This is a genomic window from Lacinutrix gracilariae (assembly GCF_042684485.1).
In the GTDB taxonomy this organism is placed as follows: domain Bacteria; phylum Bacteroidota; class Bacteroidia; order Flavobacteriales; family Flavobacteriaceae; genus Oceanihabitans; species Oceanihabitans gracilariae.
Map to the genome: position 1 here is coordinate 633,426 of NZ_JBHULM010000011.1, position 23,488 is coordinate 656,913.

Consider the following 23,488-nt stretch of genomic DNA (forward strand, 5'->3'; position numbering starts at 1 on the left):
AATGAAAAATAATTTAATTTTAGGACTAGCAATCATAACAATGCTTTTCTCTTGTACTACAGATGATACTTCAGATATCGTTATTAATGACAACAGCACAGTAAACAACAATTCTGGAGGTGGTGACACCAATGATGATTGTATTTACCTTTCTGGAACTTATGTAGAAGATTTAACTTTAGACGCTAACAACTGTTACAAAGTAAACGGATCTTTAATTATGGCAGAAGGAACTACATTAACCATTCCTGCAGGTATGACATTAGAAGCTTTAGCTGCTGGAGCAAATGTTTATATTGCTATTTCTCAAGGCGCTCAAATTATTGCTAACGGAACTGCTAGCAACCCAATTGTATTAACTTCTGATGCTGCTGCACCAAGTGCTGGAGATTGGGGAGGATTAATTCTTTTAGGAAAAGCACCTATTAACTCTGTAACTGGTACTTCTACTTCTACCTCAGAAATTGCAAGCTTACCATTTGGTGGTACAGATGCTGCAGATAACTCTGGATCTTTACGTTATGTACGTGTAGAATATTCTGGTGGTGCTGCAGATGGGCAATCAGAAAACAACGGATTCTCTTTCTATGGTGTTGGTAACGGAACAACTGTAGAATACATTCAAGCTTTTGAAGGTAAAGATGATGGTATCGAGTTTTTTGGAGGTACAGTAAACGCTAGTTTCATTTCTGTTGTTAACGCACAAGATGATTCTATTGACTGGACAGAAGGATACACAGGAACTATAACAAATGCATACGTAAAGCATGGTGCAGACCACGATAAAGCAATTGAAGCAGATGGTTTTAACACAGACTTTAGTAATGCTGCAGGTTATTTTTCTAAACCAACAGTAACTAACTTAACCATTATAGGTTTAGGATCTACAACTGGTAATGAAGCAATACGTTTAAGAGCTGGAACGCAAGGAATTTTCAATAACGTTTCTATTGAAGGTTTTGAAGAAGGTTTTGATTTAGATGGAGATGCTGGAGACAACCCAACAGGAGCTGGTGTTTTAAGTGGAGATTTAAGTGTTACTGATGTAACTTTTACAGATGTAACTTTAAACATGAAAAACGATACTGCAGAAACTTTTACAGAAGCAGAATTTATTTCTGGTAATGGTAACGGAACAGGAACAGATTATGCTACTTGGGGAGCATCTTGGACAGTAGAATAATACAATAAAAATAGCCCCAAATTAAAAAAGCATCCTGTTTAGGATGCTTTTTTTTGTTTTCTAAAATGCTATTATTGACGTGAGGCAATAGACGTTTTGTTTGTCCACTCACTTACATTTGCAATTGCATTGTTTGTATAATCTACTTCTTTTAAAGTTTTATCATTCCAATAAAACCATTTGCCGACTTTCTTCCCATTATCATAATTTGCCGAAACTGTTTTGTCGCCTTTGATATCAAAACTCAACCACTCGCCTTGAAGTTTACCATCTGCTGTATAGAATCCTGTTTGACTCACTACTCCATTGTCATGATAGTACGTTACTTCAATTAAGTTAGTTTTTTCATTAAGTTTTAATGTTCTCTCTTGTGCAAAAGAAACCACTGAAATCATTAAAGCTAAAAACAAAATAAATTGCTTCTTCATTATTATGGGTTTTTAATTATTAATACTTCAAATATACACATAAATTAATATTAAAGCAACATTTACGTAACATTAAATTAACATTGAGAAGCTATTTGTTTGTTTTTCAACAAATTAAAGGTTTTAAAAAAGTGAAATTTATTAATAATTACTTAATATTTAGATTACGTTAAAATCATCTTTGAAATAGATATTTGCTTGTATTTTAAAGTACAAAATTTAGTATTTCATATAATCTATTAGTTTTTGTCGACTATATTATCATGATTTCTAATGGCTGCTTAAGGCCAAAGCAGCCTTTTTTTGTTTGTTAAACTTAATGATTTAGAAACGTTAAGTTAACATTAATGTTAGTTCTTTGCAGTGACAAAAACTAATAAGTAACTTAATGAAAATCAAGTATTTATTAATTGCAATTTTTCTATTTGCAATTAACTCATTACGTGCACAAGAAAATGAAACTCCAAAATTTGGAAAAGGATTATTTAATCTTGTAGGAAAGGATAGTAGTTACACCATGAAAATTGGAGCCAGAATGCAATTTCTTGCAATTTCCAATTGGGAAGATGGTGAGGCTAATGAATCTAACTTCTTAGTACGTCGAGCAAGATTAAAGTTTAACGGTTTTGCTTTAACCCCTAAATTAAAATACAAAATAGAACTAGGTTTATCTAATAGAGATATTTCTGGAGCTTCAGCCTACACTAGCAATGCACCACGATACATTTTAGATGCTGTTGTTATGTGGAACTTTCATGAAAACTTCGAGCTTTGGTTTGGTCAAACCAAACTACCAGGTAACAGAGAGCGTATTATTTCTTCTGCCAATATGCAACAAGTAGATCGTTCTTTACTTAACAGCGCTTTTAATATAGATCGTGATGTAGGTATTCAATTAAGACATTACTTTAACCTTACAGACACCTTTATTGTAAAAGAAGTATTTGCTATTTCGCAAGGAGAAGGAAGAAATGTTACCTCTGGTAATCTAGGAGGTCATCAATACACTGGTCGTATAGAGTTTTTACCTTTTGGAAATTTTTCAAGCAATGGAGACTACAAAGGAAGCGATTTAAAACGCGAACCAAATCCAAAATTAGCTTTAGCTGTTAGTTACGACTTTAATAACAATGCCGTAAAAACAAAAAGCAATCAAGGAGATTATATGATAAATGAAGCTGGCGAGTTTCACGAAACCAACATTTCTACTTTATTTATAGATGCTATGTTTAAATACAAAGGCATTTCTTTTATGGCAGAATATGCAGATAGAAATGCAGATGAAGTATTATATATAAATGAAGATGGCAATACAGATGCTGTTCAAATTGGTAGCGCTATTAACCTACAAGCAGGATACCTATTTAAAAAAGATTGGGAAGTTTCAGGACGATACACCAATATAGATTGGGATGCTTTAACCGAAAATGCCAACCAAAGTCAATATACCATAGGTGTTTCTAAATACATTGTAGGGCATAAATTAAAAGTACAAACAGACATTAGCCACTTAGAAGTAACCCATGGTAACAATGAACTTATGTATAGATTACAATTTGATATTCATTTTTAAAAACATAACAATTACGTAACATAATAATCAAGAACACTAAAGATATTTGCAAACATTTTTAAATTAAATTATGGATAATATATACTTATATATGATAATTGCTCTTGCTATTTTAGCTATCGCTGATTTAGTTGTTGGAGTAAGTAATGATGCAGTAAATTTTTTAAATTCTGCCATTGGATCTAAAGCTATTTCCTTTAAAACTATCATGATAGTTGCCAGTATTGGTGTAGCTGTTGGAGCTGTTTTTTCTAGCGGAATGATGGAAGTTGCACGAAAAGGAATTTTTAATCCTGGAGAATTTATGTTTAATGAAATCATGATCATTTTCATGGCAGTAATGATAACAGATATTCTGCTACTAGATTTCTTTAATACTATTGGTATGCCAACCTCTACAACAGTATCTATTGTATTTGAATTACTTGGAGCTGCAGTTGCCATGGCATTAATTAAAATTGGTCATGATGGCGGAACCTTTATAGATGTTGTTAACTATATCAACACTTCTAAAGCATCACAAATTATATTTGGTATCATACTCTCTGTAGTCGTCGCCTTCTCCATTGGTGCCTTAGTACAATGGGTTACCAGATTATTACTTTCGTATAATTTTGAAAAGAAAGCCAATTGGGTTGGTGCCTTATTTGGTGGTTTTGCACTTACTGCAATTACCTATTTTATTTTTATGAAAGGTTTAAAAGGTACTTCATACGCTAGTCAACCTTTTGATCTTTTAGGAGGAGAAACCATGAAAGACTTTTTAGAGCATCAAGTATTCTATATCATTATAATAAGTTCTATTTTTTGGTCTTTATTATCGTATATCGCAATTTCATTTCTTAAAGCTAACATCTACAAACTTATTATTATAGTAGGTACTTTTGCTTTAGCACTTGCTTTTGCAGGAAATGATTTAGTAAACTTTATTGGTGTACCAATTGCTGCTTATAATGCATTTACAGAATGGACTGCTTCAGGTTTAGCTGCAAACAACTTCCCGATGGATGTATTGGCAGAAAAAGTACCAACAAACAACTTGTTATTATTTATAGCAGGAATGATTATGGTATTAACCTTATGGTTTTCAACAAAAGCAAAGAACGTTGTAAAAACCTCTTTAGATTTATCTAGTCAAAGTGCTACCAAAGAACGTTTTCAACCTAACTTTTTATCTCGTGGATTTGTACGAGTTGCCATAGGAATGTCTCAAATGTCTTCTTATATCTTACCAGATACTTGGCAAGCAAAAATTGAAAAGCAATTTGAAGTTCCTGTAATAAAAATATCTAAAGACAAAGTACATGAGTTACCTGCTTTTGATATGGTTCGTGCTGCTGTTAACCTAATGGTTGCTGCTGTATTAATTTCTTTAGCAACTTCATACAAACTTCCGCTTTCTACAACCTATGTTACTTTTATGGTAGCCATGGGTACTTCTTTAGCAGATAGAGCTTGGGGAGCAGAAAGTGCAGTATACAGAGTTGCTGGTGTTATTAATGTAATTGGTGGTTGGTTCTTTACTGCTTTTAGCGCATTTTTAGCTGCTGCTTTAGTCGCTTATTTATTAAACCTAAACTTACAAGTAATGTTTCCATTACTTCTTGTAGCTGCCTTTGGTTTATTATTAAGAAACTATATAGCACATAGCAAAAAGAGTAAAGAAGAAAAAGCTGAAGATAGCTTAACCAAAGCAGAAAGCAGTTCTGTACAAGGTGTAATACACGAAAGCGCAAGCAATATTGCAAGTGTAGTAAAACGTGGAAACCGAATTTATACTAATGCTGTTAAAGGACTTGCTAAACAAGACTTAGCATTACTTAAAAAGAATAAAAAACAAGTTATCAAGCTATCGGAAGAAATTGATGAATTACGTGATCATATCTTCTATTTTATTAAGAATTTAGACGAATCTAGTGTTGGTGCAAGTAACTTTTATATAAACATTTTAGGATACTTACAAGACATGACACAATCTTTAGAATATATTTCTAAAGTGAGTCATAAGCACATTAACAACAACCATAAGAAGTTAAAATTTAATCAAATTAAAGAATTAAAGCAAGTAGATGATAAAGTTGAAGTTTTATTCAACGATATTAAAGATGCTTTTGATTCTGGTTCTTTTGAAAAAATCGGAGCTATTTTAAGCGAAAAAACAGAAGTGTACAACTTGGTAAAACAAAAAATACAAGCACAAGTTTCACGTACACGTACCGAAGAGTCTAGTCCTAAAAACACCACATTATACTTTGGGTTATTATTAGAAACTAAAGACTTATTAAATGCTACTATGAATTTATTAGAAGAATACCATGGTGCGCATGATAGCAGTATTAAACCTGCTGTAATTACAGACGAAGAATAGATTTTTAATCTTTACTTTATAAACAATAAAAAACCATCTCTGTTGAGATGGTTTTTTTTATGCCTACAAACTACACTTCTTAGGCTAAATAACAACTATAGCACAATAACTACAGAAAAGTAAAGGTATTTATTACCAACTAACACAAAACCCTTTAACAATGACTGTAAACAAAAAACCATCTCACAAGGAGATGGTTTTCACTTAACACTAATTAAATTTACTAATTACCCTTCGCAACTAGTACACTCTTTCTTCTGCTTAAATTTTTGAGCAGCATTCATACTGTGTTGGTAATACAAAGATTTTACTCCTAGCTGCCAAGCAGTAACATATATTTTATTAATATCTTTTACAGGCATATCTGGATGTACCATGATATTTAAAGACTGTCCTTGATCAATGTGGTTTTGTCTGTTTGCAGCCTGATAGATAAGGGTTAATTGATCTATTTCAGAATAGGTTTTAAATACTTCTTTTTCATGATCTGTAAGTCCTTCTAAATGTTGTACAGAACCATCATAATCACGTATGCTTTTCCAAACATCTACTGTATTCATTCCTTTTTCTTTTAAAAGCTCTACTAAAAATGGGTTTTTAATAGTGGTTTTAATTTTAGCAATATCTTTTACATAACTGTTAGACCAGATTGGCTCAATACCTTGAGAAACTTGTCCTAAAATAAATGCTGAAGAAGTTGTTGGTGCTACTGCATTTAAGGTTGTATTACGTCTTCCGTAACCTTTTAATACTTCTGGCTCACCAAATAATTTTGCTAATTCTTCAGATGCTTTTTTAGATTTTTCACCTATAGTTTTAAATATTTCACTATTTAAATTAAAAGCTTCTTGACTATCAAAAGATAACATTTTAGACTGTAATAAAGAGTGCCATCCTAAGGCTCCCATACCTAAAGCTCTATTTTCTTTTGCAAAGTTATAGGCTTTTTCCATAAACATAAATGTTTGTTGGTCATCTCTATTGGTAGAGTCTCTATAGTCTTCTAATTTGGTAATAAACTCTTCTAATACAGCATCTAAAAAGTACACCATAGTTTCTACTGCATCTGTATCTTTCCATTTGTCATAATGCAATAAGTTAATAGAAGAAAGTACACATACAAAAGACCATCTATCATTAGTTGGTAACATGATTTCTGAACACAAGTTACTTGCATAGATTTCATGATTGTTTTCTTTATATACTTCTGGCGCAGCATTGTTAGCATTATCTTTAAAGAAGATATAAGGATATCCTATTTCTCCTCTACGTTGTAATACTTTTGCCCAAATGGCTCTTTTATCGGTATCACCATCAATCATTTCTTGCATCCAATCATTACCAACGGTTACACCATGTGTTAATTCTTGAATAGGGTTTCCTTCTGTACCAATTTCTAAAAACTCATTAATATCTGGATGATCTATTGGTAAATATGGCGAAAAACGACCTCTTCTTACAGAACCTTGGCTTACTACATCTACCATTTTTTCAAAAAGTTGCATGATATGTACAGCACCAGAAGACTCTCCGTTATTTTTAACAGGAGCTCCACGATGACGTAATTTACCAAAGTAACCAGAAGTACCACCTCCTAATTTAGACATCATTCCTACCTCTGATTGTGTATAAAGAATATCTCCCATATCATCAGAAATATGCGAACCGAAACAACTAATAGGTAAGCCTCTTCGTTTACCAAAGTTTGACCAAACTGGTGAAGCTAAAGAGTAATAACCTTCTGCCATGTACCCATAAAACTTATCTGCAAAACCATCTATTTTTAAAATAGATTCTGCACGTTCTGCAATTTCTCTAATTCTTTCTTCTGGAGTAGTACCTTCTGTTAAATAACCTGAAGATAAAAACTTGCGACTATTTTCTGTTAACCATTTAATTTCTGGTTGTGCAGTAGCTTCTTTTCTTGCTTCTTTTCTAGCGTTTATTAATTCGTCGTAGTTAGAAGCTTTTGCTTCTGGGCTTACATTTGCCTTTGTGTCTTGATTTGTGTGGTTGCTCATTTTTAAAATAGGTCGTCGCTGGTTATACTTTTTGTTCTTTTACTATAGTTAATAGATCTTTTCACGAAGAAATCTCCATGTTTAGTTCCTATAATCTCATCATCAAACCATTCGGTTTGTGCTACTAGTTCTTCGTTTATTTCAAAAACTTTTTCAATTCCAATACTCTCTAAAGAGTTGTTGAAACGGTTTTTAATAAACTCATTAATTACATCTTTTGGTAAGAAATCTAATTCTCCTGCTTCAAAAATCCAGTCTATAATCTGACTTTCTGAATCAAAAGCTTCCTTACATAAATTCTGTACTTTGGTTGCGTGTGCTTCATCAAACCAAGTAGGGTTTTCTTCTTTTATAATTTTAATAAGATCAATACCAAAATCACCATGAATTTGCTCTTCTTTAGAGGTAGCTTCTACAACATTAGAAACTCCTTTAAGCATGTTTTTATGCTTATTAAAAGCCATAATGATTAAAAACTGAGAGAATAAAGACACGTGCTCAATAAATAAAGAGAATAGTAATACAGATTCTGCATACTCTTTATTGTCTTCACTTTTAGCATTTTTTAAAGCCATTTCTAAATAATGCACACGACGCATAATTACTGGCTTTTTCTTAATATTTTTAAACTCGTTATTAAGCCCTAAAATTTCTAATAAATGCGAGTAGGCATCTTGATGACGTACTTCACTTTCTGCAAAAGTTGCACCCACAGAACCAATTTCTGGCTTAGGCATTTTATTATAGATTTCTCCCCAAAAGTTTTTTACAGCAACTTCTATTTGTGAAATAGCAAGCATGGTATTTTTAATAGCATTTTGCTCTACAATATTCAGTCTTGTTTTAAAATCTTGAATATCACTAGTAAAATTAAATTCAGAGTGAATCCAGTAGGAATGTCTAATAGCATCTACATAATCATTAAGTGCAGGATACTCATAAGGTTTCAGATTGATACGTTTTTCAAAAATATTTGTCTTTCTACTTCTAGCCTGTTCGTCTCTGTATAAAATATATGCTTTAGCTACATCATGAAATGCGCTTTCCATTAGTTTTTCTTCTACAAGATCTTGTACTTGCTCAACAGTAGGAACATATTTATAATCGACTTGTTTTCTGTCTAATAACGCTTTTAGCACATTAACAGAGATAGTATTTGCATCTTCTTTGGTACCATTACCAACAGAAAGCATGGCTTTTTCAATTGCATTCGAAATTTTATTTAAAACAAAGGGACTTGTTTCGTAATCTCTTTTAATAATTTGGGTAATCTCCATAATACTTTAATTAATTAGCTAGCAGTTTGGTTTATATGAATGAAAAATCAATCAAAAACTTAATAATAATCTATAAAAAACGTGTTATATTTTCCTGTTTAAGGAATTAAAAAAGGGCGTATTTTTCAAAAAAAAATAGATCTTCGTTCTCTCCATTTTTGATAAAATTTTAGAAAATAAATTCTATTTTTTGCCTTGAACAAAGATTAGCATTTGTCTTTAAAAAAGAAAGAAGGTTTTATAAACGTTGTCAACAAGTTTTTAACAAATGAGTATTTGCCTTGATTTTCAAAGGTTTTAACACCTTTATTACAACCTATTGAATTTCATAGCCTTAAAATTATCAAATTATGATAAATACAGAGTAATAAGGACTTATACAAAATGAAACAGCAAAAAAAAACGAGTGTTTTCACACTCGTTTTTCCTCCTAAAATAACTAACTGAAATAATAAAAAATCAATCTATATGTTTATATAATTTAGGTGTTTTTAAAATTATATACGTTTACTAACAATACATTAATATTGATTCTTTTTTACAATTAATAGCAGTACTAATATCTTGTTTTTTTACAACACACTCACAAACAAATGTATAGTTGGTAAGTTATTTTGTATAGTTGGTAATTAAATGATACATCTTATCTAAAAAAACACAAAATCATGCTTATTACACACAAATAGTAACCAGCTATACATAATAAAGTTAAAGCGTCATTTTATATTATTATATTTGATATTATGATAAAAGCAGTAATTGTTGATGATGAGCAAAAGGCAATCCAAAGTTTAACTTGGGAGCTTGGGCATTTTAAAAAAGACATAGAAATTGTACAAACATTTACTAGTCCAGAAAAAGCTATCTCCTATTTAAACAAAACTACAAACACACCAGACTGCCTTTTTTTAGATATACAAATGCCTACCATGGATGGTTTTCAGTTTTTAGAAAAACTTACCAATAAAGATTTTGCTGTAATTATTACCACTGCTTATGATGAATATGCTATAAAAGCCATAAAACACGAAGCTATAGATTACCTATTAAAACCTATAGATTCTGACGATTTAAGTAGCACGATAAACAAGTTGAAAAACCTTCATATTAAAAACATTAATTATGACAAGCTTGAAGAGTTATTTTACAAGTTTAACAATGAAAATAGCAAACAAAAAATCACCATAAACACAGACGGAAAGCTTATTTTTTTAAATGTAGAGGATATTATTTTTATAGAATCTGATGGTAACTACAGCACACTATTTTTAAAAGACAACCAAAAGCTTTTGGTTACCAAAAAACTAAAAGAAGTAAACGCCATTTTACCAGACCAATTATTTTTTAGAATACACAACTCTTATATAATTAGTCTTAATAAAGTAAAAGAGTTTATTAAAACAGAAGGCTATGTAGTCATGCAATCTAACCATAAAATACCTGTTGCTAGACAACGTAAATTAGATTTTTTAGACCGACTTTAATACATGCAAAAGCTAAAAAATATAACATCACTATATTTTAAACTAATTACAATTTTGTGGTTAGCCAATAGCACTTACGCACAGCAAAAAGAAAACCTAAATTTTAAAGTACAAGTACAAAGTTTTACAATTAACAAACCAAACAGCTACCAAGCACTAGACACGCAATTTAATGCTGTTAGTAATGACACCTTAAAGATGCGTCATCTAGCTACAAAAAGTAAAGAAACAAATTATTTTGAAGGAGAAAGTTATGCTTTAAATATGCTTGGTATTGTTTACAGAAACACTTCTAAATACAACTATGCTTTAGAGCTACACCAACAAGCACTAGACCTAGCTATACAAGCCAATAATTTAGAATTACAAGTAATAAGTTTAAACATGCTTGGTGTTGTTAACCGAAGATTAGACCTAATACGCTATGCTTTAGATTTTCATAAACAAGCATTAGATCTTGCCGAAACCGCAACAACTCCTTCTATACATTTACAAAAAAGCATCGCTGTTTCTAGAAATAGCATGGGAAACATTTACCTGGTTTTAAAACAATATGATTTAGCGCTAACACAGTTTAAGCAGTCTTTAGAAATTGAAAAAACCTTAGACAACAAATTAGGACTAGCAATTAACTACCAAAATATTGGCTATGTTAAAGAAAGCAAAGGCCTACTAGAAGAAGCTATTTTAGACTACAGGACCTCATTAAAATACAACAACCAAATAAACTCTAATATTGGTCGTGTAATATGTAACAATAGTATTGGTGTTATTTATATAAAACAAGAAAAGCTTATAGCAGCACAAAATACACTTAATAAAGCATTACAAAGTGCTTTACAACTAAATGACCAATACCACATTGCTCCTGTTTACATTAATTTAGGATGGCTACAACTAAAACAAAAAAAATACCAATCCTCTGAAATAAACTTAAAAAAAGGATTAAAAATTGCTAACGACTTTAATCTAGTTTCCTCAAAAATTGAAGCCTACAAACATCTTTCGGAGTTGTTTGAACTAAAATCAGACTACAAAAAAGCAATGACATATTATAAAGCACATGTAGCTTTAGACCAAACCGTAACCAATGAGAGAAACTTACAATATGTAAATGATTTGGTTATTAAATATGAAAGCGAAAAAAAGAGCAGTCAAATAAAAGCTTTAGCTAATGAAAATGAAATTGTAAAACTACGCTTAGCACAAAACAGAAAAATACTCTTATTAAGCGCTATTGGTGTGCTTTTAATTTTAGGATTTATCTACATATTATACAGGCAAACCAAACTTAAAAGCGAAAAGAAAATTATTACACTTGAGCAAGATATGCTGCGCAATCAAATGAATCCGCATTTTATATTTAACACCTTAAACTCTATTAAACTTTATATCATAAACAACGAAAAAGAAAATGCTGTTTACTACCTAAACAAGTTTTCTAAACTTATTCGAAAAATTTTAGTAGCATCTAAAGAAAAAGAAATATCCTTAGCAGATGAGTTAGAAACCATGACACTTTATATAAACATTGAAAACATAAGGTTTAACAACGAAATTAAATACAAAGTCACTATTGATAAAAATGTAAATACTACAGCTATTAAAGTACCATCTCTTATTTTACAACCTTTTTTAGAAAATGCTTTATGGCATGGTTTGTCTTCAAAAACACAAAATAAAGAAATTAATATTTTGGTAAGTAAACCAAAACACAACGCAATTTCTATTTGTATTATAGATAATGGTATTGGCAGAATTGCTTCTGATAAAATTAACAAGCAAAAAACACTAAAACGAAAATCGGTTGGTATTACCATTACTAAAGATAGATTAGAAAACTTTTCTAAAAACTTTAGCAACGACTATAAACTAGAAATAATAGATTTATACGACGAAAATAACCAAGCATCTGGAACAAAAGTAGTAATAGAAATTCCTACTGAAGAAATGAAACTAAAAACAGCTTAACCCTTATTTTTCATTTTATCAGCAACCTTTTCAAGTGCTTCATACCAATCTTCACCAAATTTTCTAATCAAGGCTTGCTTTACAAACTTATACACAGGAACCTGTAGCTCTGCACCTAGCGTACATGCATCATCACAAATCTCCCATTTTTCATAATTTACAGCAGAAAACTCAGAATATTCTTTAATTCTAATAGGATATAAATGACAAGAAACCGGTTTTTTCCAATCAATATCTCCTTGATTGTAGGCTTCTTCAATACCACAAAGTGCCGTTTTTTTATTGTCAAAAATCACATATGCGCAATCTGCACCACCAATTAAAGGGGTTTCATAATCTCCAAAATCGGTAATAATAGAAGTTCCTTGTGCTTCAATAGCAGCAATTCCTTCTTCTCTTAAATACGGTTTTACCTTTGGGTAAATAGCCTCTAATATACCAACCTCCTCTTTATCTAAAGGAGCTCCAGCATCTCCATCTATACAACACGTACCTTTACATGCAGATAGATTACAGACAAAATCTTTTTCAATAATGTCTTCTGATATAATTGTTTTTCCTAGTTGAAACATGCTGCAAATATACTAGATATTGAAGTAAAAAAACCAACAAATTAAAGACTTAAAATTTACCTATATTTACAGTAGGAATATTTGATTTTATAACGACATTTGCACCAAATTTTAAAAACGAAAATAATGCAACTTAATTTTAAAGAAATATTTACCGCATTTATGATTCTATTTGCTGTAATTGATATTATAGGAAACATTCCTATCATTATCGATTTAAGAAAAAAAGTAGGTCATATACAAAGTGAAAAGGCTGCTATTATTGCTGGAATTATAATGATTGTATTTCTATTTTTAGGACAAAATATACTTTCTTTAATTGGTATTGGTGTAAACAGTTTTGCCGTAGCAGGTGCTTTTATCTTATTTTTTATAGCCTTAGAAATGATTTTAGGAATCACACTATATAAAGAAGAAGAAAATAGTTCTATGACAGCTTCGGTATTTCCGTTAGCATTTCCTTTAATTGCAGGACCAGGAAGCTTAACCACCTTACTTTCTATACGTGCAGAGTATAGAATAGAAAACATAATAGTTGCAGTTTTACTTAACGTTTTAATTATTTATATTGTTTTAAAAACGTCTGCTAAAATTGAAAAATTAATAGGACCTAACGGAATTAGCATTATTAGAAAAATATTTGGTGTTATACTATTAGCTATTGCAGTAAAATTATTTGCACATAACATTAAAGCACTATTTATATAAATGAAAGCATTTACTATCATATTTACCATTATAGCCATAGGTTTAATTATTTTCAACATCACACAGGTAAACTTCAATAATCTTTTTGAAGATAAAAGTGTGGTTGCCTTAATAACCATATTTACCGCTTTATGCGCTATAGCTTTATTACAAGTTTTAAGACTTTCTAAAAAAGTAACTAAACAATTAAAAAACAAAAAGTAATGCTTGATGTGCTTATTATTGGTGGTGGAGCAGCAGGAATGTCTTGCGCATTAGTTTTGGGTTCTGCTCAAAACAAAGCATTTGCTAAAGATAAGCACATTGGTATTGTTATACACCAAAAAACATCTCATCTACAGAACGCATTATTTAATAATGTTTTAGGCTTACCTGCAGGAACTACAGGAGCTAGTATTTTAGATGAAGGTAAAGAACAACTTAAAACACAGTATCCACACGTTAGCCAAATAGACAACGAAAAAGTTTTAGAAATCACCAAATCTAAAACCGGATTTGCTGTTACTACCAACAAAGAAACCTACCAAACTAAAACGGTTGTTATTACTGTTGGCTACACAAACCTAATGACTATAAAAGGTTTAGAAAACTATATAGAACCTCACCCAAGAGCTGTAAAAGAAAAAGATAGAATTTGGCTAAAAAATACAGACCATAAAATAGAAGATGGTTTATATGTAGCAGGAACTTTAGCTGGTTGGAGAAGTCAATTTGCTATAGCTTCTGGAAGCGGAGCGCAAGTTGCTACAGATATTTTAACCCTTTGGAATAATGGCGTACACACTAAAGTACACGACAAGATTAGCCTTTAATTTTCTTTACTTAAACTAATCACCTCATCAATCATAATATCTTTTTGATTGATTACTTCTTGATAAGTACCTTCGCCAAATAACTGTTGACCTAAAGATGCTTTTATAATAAGTTTAATCTCATCTTTAAAGGTTAAAAAAGTAATATTTCTGTTTAAACGCTCTCTTAGGTATACTTGAAAATCTTGAATAACATCATCAGAGATTATAAAGTCATTTACAAAATCTTCTTGCGTTAAATTATCATAAGCTTCTCTTTGCTTATCTAACTGTTCAAAAACAAAATAATTTAAAAAACCTGTTTGCTGTAAAAAGTTAAAGGTTTCGTTTTGCATACTTAAATCTAAAGGCACAAATACATCAGGTATAATTCCGCCTCCACCATACACCACTTTTCCTTTAGGTGTTTTAAACTTTAAAGAATCTGCTACTTGTATTTTATCAGGATCTAGTAATTCACCACTCTCTAAACGATCAAAATACTCATCGTAATAATCTTTATTTCCATTTTTATAAGAACGCTGTATAGACCTTCCTGTTGGTGTATAATAACGTGAAACCGTTAAACGCACTGCACTACCATCTCCTAATTGCATTTCACGTTGCACCAAACCTTTACCATAAGAACGTCTACCTACAATAGTACCTTTATCATTGTCTTGTAATGCTCCTGCAACAATTTCACTTGCAGACGCAGAGTTTTCATCTATTAGCACAAAAACGTTTGCTTTTTCAAAGTCTCCTTTTTTTGTAGCAAAGCTTTTTTCAATTGTACCTCGTTTATTTTTAGTAAATAATATAAGTTTATCATCTTCTAAAAATTCATCTACTATTTGCTCTGCAATAGTTAAAAAACCGCCAGGATTACCTCTTAAATCTAAAGCAATTTGTGTAGCACCAAGTTTTTTAAGTTTTTTTAATTGAGTTTTAAACTCTTTAAATGTAGACTCTGCAAAACGATTAATTTTTACATACCCTAAGTTATGGGTAAGCATATAAGCTGCATCTACACTAGCAATTGGCACGTGGTTTCTTGTAACTTTAAAGTCTAACAAATCAGGCTCGCCTTTTCTGTAAACCTTTAACTCTACATCACTATCCATAAGCCCTTTAAGCTTATTTACAATAGCACTATTAGAGTAGTTTTTACCAAATAAAGTATCGTTATTAGCTATAAGAATTCTATCTCCACCTTGAATTCCTGTTTTTTCACTAGGACCTCCTTCCACAGTTCTAATTACTGCAATGGTATCTTTATACGTGTAAAAACTGATGCCAATACCCACAAAATCACCTTTCATGTTTTCGCTAACACGCTGCATATCTTCTTTAGGAATATATACAGAATGTGGATCTAGATTTTCTAGAATACCATTTACTGTAACATCAACAATACTATCTGTATTTACCTCATCTACATACTCATAATCTATATAATCTATAAGTCTGTTAAGCTTATCTTTTTTACTGTTTGAGGTAAATAATCTATCAGAAGAATCTGTAAAATTTAATTTTCCACCTATAAAAATACCTATTGCAATAGCAACACCAAGAAATAATGGTAAGTATTTTTTTGAGGTTTTCATTATGCTTCTAAATCTTCAATTAATTCTAATTCTATTCCTGCTTTTTCTAAAAAACGAAGTCCAGAATCATCTTTATAAGCCTGGTTGTAAACCACTCTTACAATTCCGGCTTGATGTATAAGTTTACTACACTCTTTGCAAGGAGATAATGTAATATATAAGGTAGCACCTTTACACGATTGTGTAGAAGAAGCTACTTTTAAAATAGCATTAGCTTCTGCGTGTAATACATACCATTTTGTGTATCCTTCATCATCTTCACAATAGTTTTCAAAGCCAGTTGGTGTACCATTAAAACCGTCTGAAATAATCATTCTGTCTTTTACTATTAAAGCACCAACTTGTTTTCTTTCGCAAGCAGATAGTTTTCCCCATTCTGTTGCTATTCTTAAATAGGCTTTATCATATTTAAGCCTCTTTTTTTCTGACATATTTTAAATTGTAGTTCGCATCTTTTCTAGTTGTAAACACAAGACACAAAGTAGTATAACGAAGATACTTGCTAAGTATTTTATTTACAACACTTGTACGTTAAATTTTTACCAAAACTTTAGTGGCTAAGCAAACAAATCACTGTTCATTATCATTGGTATTACTAAACCAATCACCACAGCAGAGACAACCATAACCCAATCGCGTTTAGAAAACCTAAAAATAGTTTGCATTAAAAATCCTAAAAACAACACTACAAAAACAATTATTATTTGTGCTATTTCTATTCCTAAAGCAAACTCTAAAAGAGTTAATAATTTATTGTCTGTTTTACCAACCATAATATTAAACTCTCTAGCAAAACCTAAACCATGAACTAGACCAAAAAAGAGTGTTGAAAAAAACAAAACGCCTAGTTTATCACTTTTAGCTGTTTTACCAGCTGTAAACACATTAAAAATAGCCATAACTAATATGGTTACCGGAATTAAAAACTCTACCAGTTTACCATTTACAGATACCACATGATATGCCGCTAACACCAAAGACAAGGTGTGACCTAAGGTAAAAAGAGAAACTAATATAAAAACACGTTTCCAATCTTTAAAAATATAAGGAACAGCAAGCACTATTAAAAAAAGTACGTGATCATAAGCATTAATGTCTAACACATGGTTTATTCCATATTGTACGTTAAACCAGAATTCTTGAAGCATAAATTAATGTATTTGGGTTTTGCGTAAATATACAATTTAAAATAAAAAATCTTTATAGAAACACTAAGGTTTACAGATTAGATGCAAACAACCTAGACATCAGAGGTTTTCATATTTTAAAGATGAAAAGAAAAATAATTTACATATACTGTTTTAGCTATTAATCAACTCTTTATCAACCCTTTTTTTGAGTTTAAAAATATTAAAAAACAACTTTTAACATTGCTAAAAAGGAAGCTAAAAGACTTATCATATATAGATATCAATTAACTGTAGCCATTTAAAAAAACGAAATGTCAATAACAAAAGTATCTGAATTAATAGGAATGAGAAAAATTAGTGAAGTTGTTGGAACTACACTAAAATTAATGAGAAAATATAGGTAAAGTTGGAATGTCAATAGATTTTGCAACTAAAGAAGAACCTCCTAAACCTACAATGAAACCCATACCATCCTCCACATTAAAATCTAAATATTTAGTATAAATATTTCCATCAATTACATTTTCAACTGTTTCTCCTGCTGGAGAACTAACGAACAAATACTCAGTAGTTGACATAGATGAATTAAAAATGGATGTTTGAAAATAAGTAGCAATAAATAAAAACAACCAAACAACTAATAACAGCTTCTTTTTCAATAATTTAACAAACCAGATAAAAGTATTTCAAATGACAAAAATCATACTTTTTCCTTTTCTTTTTTTCTATCTTTAAGTAGGTACCTAAAAGGTGTTTTCTAAATAGTGCTTTCAAACCTATAAACACAAATAAGTATAAATTTAAAATAAAAAACAATGAGGAAAAAAAACTTAATTAATGTAATCACACTATTAACAATTGGATTGCTTTCTTTTTATTCTTGCAGTGATAGCGATGATGCTTGTACAGAACAAACTTGGTATCAAGATGCTGATGGAGATGGATTTGGAAACGAAAATATAGCTCAACAATCTTGCACGCAGCCTTCGGGTTACGTAACAGACAATACCGATTTTGACGACTCCAATGCCTCTGCTTTTCCAAATGCAACAGAATTATGCAATGGAATAGATGATAATGGAAATGGAATAATAGATGAAAACACAACAGATTGCGCTGCTGGTGAAGTTTGCGAAAATGGTACTTGTGTAACCGCAATTACCTATTACAGAGATAGTGATGGAGATGATTATGGCGACAACAACAACTCTATTATTGCAGGCAGCATGGCACCAACAGGCTACGTAACAGACAACACAGACTGTAATGATACAGAAGCCTCAATTAATCCTGGAGCCAATGAAATACCAAACAACAATATAGATGATAATTGCAATGGTATTATTGATGGTTGCACAAGCAATACAGCTTGTGACGACGGAAACCCTTTAACTTTTGATGTTTGTATAGATGAAGTTTGCTACCATTATTATGGTACGCAATGTAATAATGATTCAGATTGTGCGCAAGGTCAAACATGTGTAGATATTGGAGGCGGCATTAGTGTTTGCCAATAATAAAATACCAAATAATAAATTTGTTAAGTATCTAAAAAACTCAGGACAAAATTCTATCCTGAGTTTTTTTATATCCTAAATAAACACTAAAATCAAACAATTAAACACACACAAACTACGTTATAAGTATTTAAAAATGAAACAAATGCGAAAAATCTTATCTTATTTAATCACACTAACCATTGTTTGTAGTTGTGTAGATGCACCTTCAAAAACTAAACCTGAAAGCAAACAATGGAACGCTATAAAAAGAGTGCAATATTTAAACAACAGAAAAGACTCTACCACTTGGGACCAAGAAAAGCTTAAAGACGACAAACAATTTATTGGTATTGGTGACTTTGGTCCTTTTGAACTTGGCGCATTTCCTGTACCAAACTATAATTTAATAGGAGAAGGAAGTTTTAAAGGCCTAGCAACGCTTTACGAAGAATTGAAGTGGGAAAACAAAAACATTATAATGAATGGGTTTTCTGTTGGTAAAAACCAACTAAATAAAGACCGTTTAAAAAACAGTAAAGACGAAGTTTTTTTTCAGATTTTAGTTTTAACAGACACCATAGATACTATAAACTATAAATTAAATCAGAGCATTGTTATTTCTAGAAATCATCCAGATTATTTAGGCCAAGGTTTTATTAAAACTAAAAACAATAGAATTGATTATCTAGCATTTCAAACCGCTGAAAACAATGCTTATGCTATAGTTAACACAAGGCTATTCGACTTAAATTACGGAAAAACGATTCTTATAGCTCCACAAAAAGACAAATCGTTAAAATCACTACAGATTAAAAGTACACCAATGACAACAGACTCTATTAAATCACATACCCAAAAACTACTATTAGATAAAGAAATAATTGAGTTTTTAAAAAAGAAGAAAAACATCTAAATCACCTTCTAAAATCTATAACCAATACTTCGTACCAACTTAAATATTCGCTTATTTCTATTATATTTAGTACATTAGAGGTGTAAAAACTCCTAATAAACAACTACCTAAATCGTTTCCATTTATTAGGTACACATGATTGTAAAACGCACTAAATATTAAAATGAAAAAAAGAACATTCGACATCATTTTTATAATACTAGCAACTGCCATACTAATAGTCTTTTCTGAATATCATGTTTTAGAAAAATATATAGCCTTTGCCATAATCCCAATTTTAGTTGCCTATTTCTTAGGACAATATTCTCAAAAGAACTTTAAAAACTAACCATTACACACCAACAACAAAGTATTTAATACAATTTCTATAACTAAAAAAGAGTTCCTATGAAACTAGAGTCTAAAGCAATTTTACAAATTCAGAAACCTATTGAAGATGTTTTTGAAGGAATTGTAAATCCGGAGAAAATGACTAAATATTTCATTTCAGAAAGTAGCGGAAGATTGGAAACAGGAAAAGACGTAACTTGGAAATTCCCTGAATTTAATACTAGATTTTCTATTAAAGAGGTTAAAACAGAAAAACCAAGCTTCATTTCTTTTGTTTGGGATCCAGAAACTATTGTAAAAATCACATTAGAGAAATTACCAGACAACAGTACCATAGTACGAGTGAACGAAAACGGAAAAGATTTTAATGAAAACAACCTTAAATGGGCTTTAGAAAATACAGGAGGATGGGCTAATTTTCTTGCTTGCATGAAAGCTTACTTAGAATATGGTGTACAACTTAGGCAAGGCGCATTCGATTTTATGCGAAAAAAGTAAAAACACACTAAAATATTAAAAATGAAAGTTACACCAGAACATAATGAACGCATTGCAAAAATGACTTTTGCTTCTGTATACCCTCATTATATAACTAAAGTAGAAAAAAAAGGAAGAACAAAAGAAGAGCTACTTCAAGTAATAGAATGGTTAACGGGTTATAACGAAATTAAGCTACAAGAATTTATAGATGAAAAAGCCACCTTCAAGACCTTTTTTGAAAAGGCTACACTAAACACTAATGCACACTTAATTAAAGGAGTAATATGTGGTTATCGAATTGAAGAAATAGACAATACACTAACCCAACAAGTACGATTTTTAGACAAATTGGTAGATGAACTGGCTAGAGGCAGAAAAATGGAGAAAATTTTACGTTAAGAAAAAAATAAAAACTAGAACTATTAATCGTTTATTCTCACCTATCCTTTTATACGCTTCACAAACTTCTATTCGGTTTTTATTGGCTTACTTTAGTTACTAAACGCTTAACAAAGCATAAACAACACCATAAACACCCATTTCTACTACTCGTTTTCACGCATAAAAAAACCGTAAAACGCTATAAACATAGCACCTTACGGTTTTACTCTGTACTCAAGGTGGGAATCGAACCCACACTCCTAAGAATCGGATTTTGAATCCGACGCGTCTACCAATTCCGCCACTTGAGCAATTTTGTTCTGCAAAAATATATTATTTTTCAATATAACCTTTAAAAATACGAAGTAAATGCTTTAAAGAACGAAAAAAAACTCTAAATTTGCACCTCAATAAAAACAAGGCATATAAAAGCCTAATTAATAATAGATTAATCATGTCAAATACAATTACTGAAGCAAAGATATTTTCTTGTATGCAAAGTAAAGTTCTAGCTCAGAAAATTGCTGATGCTTATGGCACACATTTAGGTAAAGTTATAACATCAACCTATAGTGATGGAGAGTTTCAACCTTCTTATGAGGAATCTATTCGAGGCACTCGTATTTTTATTATTGGTTCTACACATCCTGGTCCAGAAAATTTAATGGAAATGTTATTAATGATAGATGCTGCTAAACGTGCATCTGCAAGACATATAACAGCTGTTCTTCCTTATTTTGGTTGGGCAAGACAAGATAGAAAAGATAAACCTAGAGTACCTATTGCTGCAAAATTAGTAGCAAAAATGTTAGAAGCAGCAGGTGCTACTAGAATAATCACCATGGATTTACATGCAGATCAAATTCAAGGTTTCTTTGAAAAACCAGTAGATCATTTATTTGCTTCTACTATATTTTTACCATACTTAAAAGAATTAAACTTAGACAATCTTACTATTGCATCTCCAGATATGGGAGGTTCTAAAAGAGCTTATGCCTATTCAAAAGCATTAGAAAGCGACGTAGTAATTTGTTATAAACAACGTGCTAAAGCTAACGTAATTTCACACATGGAACTTATTGGTGATGTTACAGGTAAAAACGTTGTACTTGTTGATGATATGGTAGATACTGCAGGAACATTAACAAAAGCAGCCGATTTAATGATGGAAAGAGGTGCTTTAAGCGTAAGAGCTATTTGTACACACCCAATATTATCTGGTGAAGCTTACAATAGAATTGAAAACTCTAAACTTGAAGAATTAATAGTAACAGACTCTATTCCTCTTCAAAAAGAAAGCGCTAAAATTAAAGTTTTAAGCTCTGCTGATTTATTTGCTGAAGTGATGCAAAACGTACACCACAACAAATCAATTAGCTCAAAATTTTTAATGTAATTAATAATTAATATAAAAACAAAAAAATGAAATCAATTACAATCAACGGATCTCAAAGAGAAAGCGTAGGCAAAAAAGCAACAAAAGCTTTACGTAATGCTGGTCAGGTTCCTTGCGTATTATACGGAGGAGATAAACCTGTGCATTTCTCTGCACCAGAATTAGCTTTCTCTAAACTAGTATACACGCCTAATGCGCATACAGTTGTGATTGAGCTTGCAGATGGATCAACTTTTAATGCTGTATTACAAGACATTCAGTTTCATCCTGTAACAGACAGAATTTTACACATAGATTTCTATCAATTATTTGATGATAAAGAAATCTCTTTAAATATTCCTGTAAATATCGTAGGAAACTCTCGTGGTGTTAAAAATGGTGGTGTTTTAAGAAAAAACAACCGTAAATTACGTGTTAAAGCGCTTCCTGCTAACTTACCTGATTTTATAGAAATCGATATTACTCCTTTAAAAATTGGAGATAAAATCTTTGTAAGAGACATAAACCAAGAAAAATACACTTTATTACACTCAGAAAACACTGTAGTTTGTCAAATTAAAACTTCAAGAACTGCTGTTGTTGATGCTGATGATGATGAAGACGATGCAGATGCTGCTCCAGCAGGTGAAGCTCAAGAATAAACGTATTTATTCATACAATTATAAAAGCATTCTGTGTATTCAGAATGCTTTTTTTATTTTTACAAAAAACAGAAACCTGCTATGTGTACTTTCTTAAAAATGCTTTTCAAGAATAAGAAATACACACATAAAACAGAAGAAATAGATACTATGAAAAAATTTCTAATTGTTGGACTTGGAAATATTGGAGAAAAATACACAAATACCAGACATAATATTGGCTTTAAAATTCTAGATCACCTTGCTAAAACAGAAGATCTACAATTTGAAACACAAAAACTTGGTGACCTTACAACCTACAGATTTAAAGGCAGAACCTTTATTTTACTTAAACCAAGTACTTATATGAATTTAAGCGGAAAGTCTATTTTATATTGGTTAACAAAAGAAAAGATTCCTTTAGAAAACTTATTAGTCATTACAGATGACTTAAACTTACCATTTGGTAGCATAAGGCTAAAAACAAAAGGTAGTGATGGTGGACATAACGGATTAAAAGACACACAAGACAAACTAAACACTACAAAATACAATAGATTTAGATTTGGTATAAGTGATGCTTTTAGTACAGGAAGACAAATAGATTACGTATTAGGCGAATGGACCGATGAAGAAAAAAGTAAACTTCCAGAAAGACTAGATAAAGCTATAGCACTTATAAAATCTTTTGGTACAGCAGGAATAAACAACACCATGAATACTTTTAACGGAAAATAAAATAAGGGAGCATTTACG

24 protein-coding genes and 1 tRNA gene are annotated in these 23,488 nt (G+C 31.0%); 16 read left to right on the forward strand and 9 right to left on the reverse strand.

Going from position 1 to position 23,488, the window contains the following annotated elements:
- Position 1 precedes the first annotated feature (1 nt).
- Entirely contained in the window at positions 2 to 1,183 is a 1,182-nt protein-coding gene (locus tag ACFSSB_RS09880) for a multidrug transporter (RefSeq protein ID WP_379903694.1), read from the forward strand.
- A gap of 71 nt (positions 1,184 to 1,254) precedes the next feature.
- Here the strand turns inward: ACFSSB_RS09880 and ACFSSB_RS09885 are convergent, their stop codons facing one another.
- Complete coding sequence (locus ACFSSB_RS09885; RefSeq protein WP_379903695.1) at positions 1,255 to 1,611, reverse strand: toxin-antitoxin system YwqK family antitoxin; 357 nt, start codon at positions 1,609 to 1,611, stop codon at positions 1,255 to 1,257.
- A 388-nt stretch (positions 1,612 to 1,999) separates the two neighbouring features.
- Between ACFSSB_RS09885 and ACFSSB_RS09890 the strand changes: the two genes are divergently transcribed.
- Both ACFSSB_RS09890 and ACFSSB_RS09895 read left to right on the forward strand, forming a co-directional pair.
- Positions 2,000 to 3,184 carry a porin gene (locus tag ACFSSB_RS09890; RefSeq protein WP_379903697.1) on the forward strand — a complete coding sequence of 395 codons (1,185 nt, stop codon included), beginning with the start codon at positions 2,000 to 2,002 and terminating at the stop codon, positions 3,182 to 3,184.
- A gap of 70 nt (positions 3,185 to 3,254) precedes the next feature.
- Positions 3,255 to 5,552: an inorganic phosphate transporter gene (locus tag ACFSSB_RS09895; protein WP_379903699.1), complete on the forward strand. Its 2,298-nt coding sequence runs from the start codon at positions 3,255 to 3,257 to the stop codon at positions 5,550 to 5,552.
- 227 nt (positions 5,553 to 5,779) lie between these two features.
- Here ACFSSB_RS09895 and ACFSSB_RS09900 read toward each other — a convergent pair whose 3' ends face one another.
- Positions 5,780 to 7,573 (reverse strand): ribonucleoside-diphosphate reductase subunit alpha, encoded by a 1,794-nt coding sequence (locus tag ACFSSB_RS09900; protein ID WP_379903701.1) that lies wholly within the window; start codon positions 7,571 to 7,573, stop codon positions 5,780 to 5,782.
- A gap of 2 nt (positions 7,574 to 7,575) precedes the next feature.
- Positions 7,576 to 8,850: a ribonucleotide-diphosphate reductase subunit beta gene (locus tag ACFSSB_RS09905; RefSeq protein WP_379903703.1), complete on the reverse strand. Its 1,275-nt coding sequence runs from the start codon at positions 8,848 to 8,850 to the stop codon at positions 7,576 to 7,578.
- 743 nt (positions 8,851 to 9,593) lie between these two features.
- On the opposite strand from ACFSSB_RS09905, the gene ACFSSB_RS09910 reads away from it, so the two are divergent.
- Together ACFSSB_RS09910 and ACFSSB_RS09915 are read left to right on the forward strand one after the other, a co-directional pair.
- On the forward strand, positions 9,594 to 10,334 hold the full coding sequence (locus ACFSSB_RS09910; protein WP_379903705.1) for a LytR/AlgR family response regulator transcription factor: 741 nt from the start codon (positions 9,594 to 9,596) through the stop codon (positions 10,332 to 10,334).
- A gap of 3 nt (positions 10,335 to 10,337) precedes the next feature.
- Positions 10,338 to 12,305 (forward strand): tetratricopeptide repeat-containing sensor histidine kinase, encoded by a 1,968-nt coding sequence (locus ACFSSB_RS09915; RefSeq protein WP_379903707.1) that lies wholly within the window; start codon positions 10,338 to 10,340, stop codon positions 12,303 to 12,305.
- On the opposite strand, the gene ACFSSB_RS09920 is transcribed toward ACFSSB_RS09915, so the two are convergent.
- Complete coding sequence (locus tag ACFSSB_RS09920; RefSeq protein WP_379903709.1) at positions 12,302 to 12,877, reverse strand: DUF3109 family protein; 576 nt, start codon at positions 12,875 to 12,877, stop codon at positions 12,302 to 12,304. The two genes, ACFSSB_RS09915 and ACFSSB_RS09920, sit on opposite strands and share 4 nt — an antisense overlap.
- A 126-nt stretch (positions 12,878 to 13,003) precedes the next feature.
- Between ACFSSB_RS09920 and ACFSSB_RS09925 the strand changes: the two genes are divergently transcribed.
- Genes ACFSSB_RS09925 through ACFSSB_RS09935 form a run of 3 tightly spaced genes read left to right on the forward strand, consistent with a single transcriptional unit; the run spans position 13,004 to position 14,397 of the window.
- The gene (locus ACFSSB_RS09925; protein WP_379903711.1) at positions 13,004 to 13,585 is read left to right on the forward strand and encodes a MarC family protein; all 582 of its coding nucleotides are present in this window, start codon (positions 13,004 to 13,006) and stop codon (positions 13,583 to 13,585) included.
- Positions 13,586 to 13,789 carry a hypothetical protein gene (locus ACFSSB_RS09930; protein ID WP_379903713.1) on the forward strand — a complete coding sequence of 68 codons (204 nt, stop codon included), beginning with the start codon at positions 13,586 to 13,588 and terminating at the stop codon, positions 13,787 to 13,789. It abuts the gene before it with no gap.
- Positions 13,789 to 14,397: an FAD-dependent oxidoreductase gene (locus ACFSSB_RS09935; RefSeq protein ID WP_379903715.1), complete on the forward strand. Its 609-nt coding sequence runs from the start codon at positions 13,789 to 13,791 to the stop codon at positions 14,395 to 14,397. Before ACFSSB_RS09930 ends, ACFSSB_RS09935 begins: the two co-directional genes overlap by 1 nt.
- On the opposite strand, the gene ACFSSB_RS09940 is transcribed toward ACFSSB_RS09935, so the two are convergent.
- The 4 genes from ACFSSB_RS09940 to ACFSSB_RS09955 all read right to left on the reverse strand — a co-directional run bounded on the left by ACFSSB_RS09940 (position 14,394) and on the right by ACFSSB_RS09955 (position 17,772).
- A complete protein-coding gene (locus ACFSSB_RS09940; protein WP_379903717.1) occupies positions 14,394 to 15,983 on the reverse strand; it encodes a S41 family peptidase in 1,590 nt (529 codons plus the stop codon). The genes ACFSSB_RS09935 and ACFSSB_RS09940 overlap by 4 nt on opposite strands.
- Complete coding sequence (locus ACFSSB_RS09945; protein ID WP_379903719.1) at positions 15,983 to 16,414, reverse strand: deoxycytidylate deaminase; 432 nt, start codon at positions 16,412 to 16,414, stop codon at positions 15,983 to 15,985. The genes ACFSSB_RS09940 and ACFSSB_RS09945 overlap by 1 nt, the downstream gene beginning before the upstream one ends.
- A 126-nt stretch (positions 16,415 to 16,540) precedes the next feature.
- A complete protein-coding gene (locus ACFSSB_RS09950) occupies positions 16,541 to 17,131 on the reverse strand; it encodes a HupE/UreJ family protein (protein WP_379903721.1) in 591 nt (196 codons plus the stop codon).
- Between the two features lie 365 nt (positions 17,132 to 17,496).
- Positions 17,497 to 17,772 (reverse strand): hypothetical protein, encoded by a 276-nt coding sequence (locus ACFSSB_RS09955; protein WP_379903723.1) that lies wholly within the window; start codon positions 17,770 to 17,772, stop codon positions 17,497 to 17,499.
- 156 nt (positions 17,773 to 17,928) lie between these two features.
- Between ACFSSB_RS09955 and ACFSSB_RS09960 the strand changes: the two genes are divergently transcribed.
- The 5 genes from ACFSSB_RS09960 (at position 17,929) to ACFSSB_RS09980 (ending at position 20,734) form a co-directional block, all read left to right on the forward strand.
- Entirely contained in the window at positions 17,929 to 18,630 is a 702-nt protein-coding gene (locus ACFSSB_RS09960; protein WP_379903725.1) for a putative metal-binding motif-containing protein, read from the forward strand.
- Between the two features lie 145 nt (positions 18,631 to 18,775).
- A complete protein-coding gene (locus tag ACFSSB_RS09965; RefSeq protein WP_379903727.1) occupies positions 18,776 to 19,525 on the forward strand; it encodes a hypothetical protein in 750 nt (249 codons plus the stop codon).
- A gap of 163 nt (positions 19,526 to 19,688) precedes the next feature.
- Positions 19,689 to 19,853: a hypothetical protein gene (locus ACFSSB_RS09970; protein WP_379903729.1), complete on the forward strand. Its 165-nt coding sequence runs from the start codon at positions 19,689 to 19,691 to the stop codon at positions 19,851 to 19,853.
- A gap of 59 nt (positions 19,854 to 19,912) precedes the next feature.
- Positions 19,913 to 20,353 carry an SRPBCC domain-containing protein gene (locus ACFSSB_RS09975; protein WP_379903731.1) on the forward strand — a complete coding sequence of 147 codons (441 nt, stop codon included), beginning with the start codon at positions 19,913 to 19,915 and terminating at the stop codon, positions 20,351 to 20,353.
- 21 nt (positions 20,354 to 20,374) lie between these two features.
- Positions 20,375 to 20,734, forward strand: a complete 360-nt coding sequence (locus ACFSSB_RS09980) for a DUF2200 domain-containing protein (RefSeq protein ID WP_379903733.1) — start codon at positions 20,375 to 20,377, stop codon at positions 20,732 to 20,734.
- Between the two features lie 213 nt (positions 20,735 to 20,947).
- Here the strand turns inward: ACFSSB_RS09980 and ACFSSB_RS09985 are convergent.
- Positions 20,948 to 21,027, reverse strand: a tRNA-Leu gene (locus ACFSSB_RS09985).
- A 143-nt stretch (positions 21,028 to 21,170) separates the two neighbouring features.
- Here ACFSSB_RS09985 and ACFSSB_RS09990 point away from each other — a divergent pair.
- From ACFSSB_RS09990 to pth, 3 genes are all read left to right on the forward strand, one after another.
- Positions 21,171 to 22,112, forward strand: a complete 942-nt coding sequence (locus tag ACFSSB_RS09990; RefSeq protein ID WP_379903735.1) for a ribose-phosphate pyrophosphokinase — start codon at positions 21,171 to 21,173, stop codon at positions 22,110 to 22,112.
- 26 nt (positions 22,113 to 22,138) lie between these two features.
- Entirely contained in the window at positions 22,139 to 22,753 is a 615-nt protein-coding gene (locus ACFSSB_RS09995) for a 50S ribosomal protein L25/general stress protein Ctc (RefSeq protein WP_379903737.1), read from the forward strand.
- An 81-nt stretch (positions 22,754 to 22,834) separates the two neighbouring features.
- On the forward strand, positions 22,835 to 23,470 hold the full coding sequence (pth, locus tag ACFSSB_RS10000) for an aminoacyl-tRNA hydrolase (protein ID WP_379903739.1): 636 nt from the start codon (positions 22,835 to 22,837) through the stop codon (positions 23,468 to 23,470).
- Positions 23,471 to 23,488: the final 18 nt, after the last annotated feature.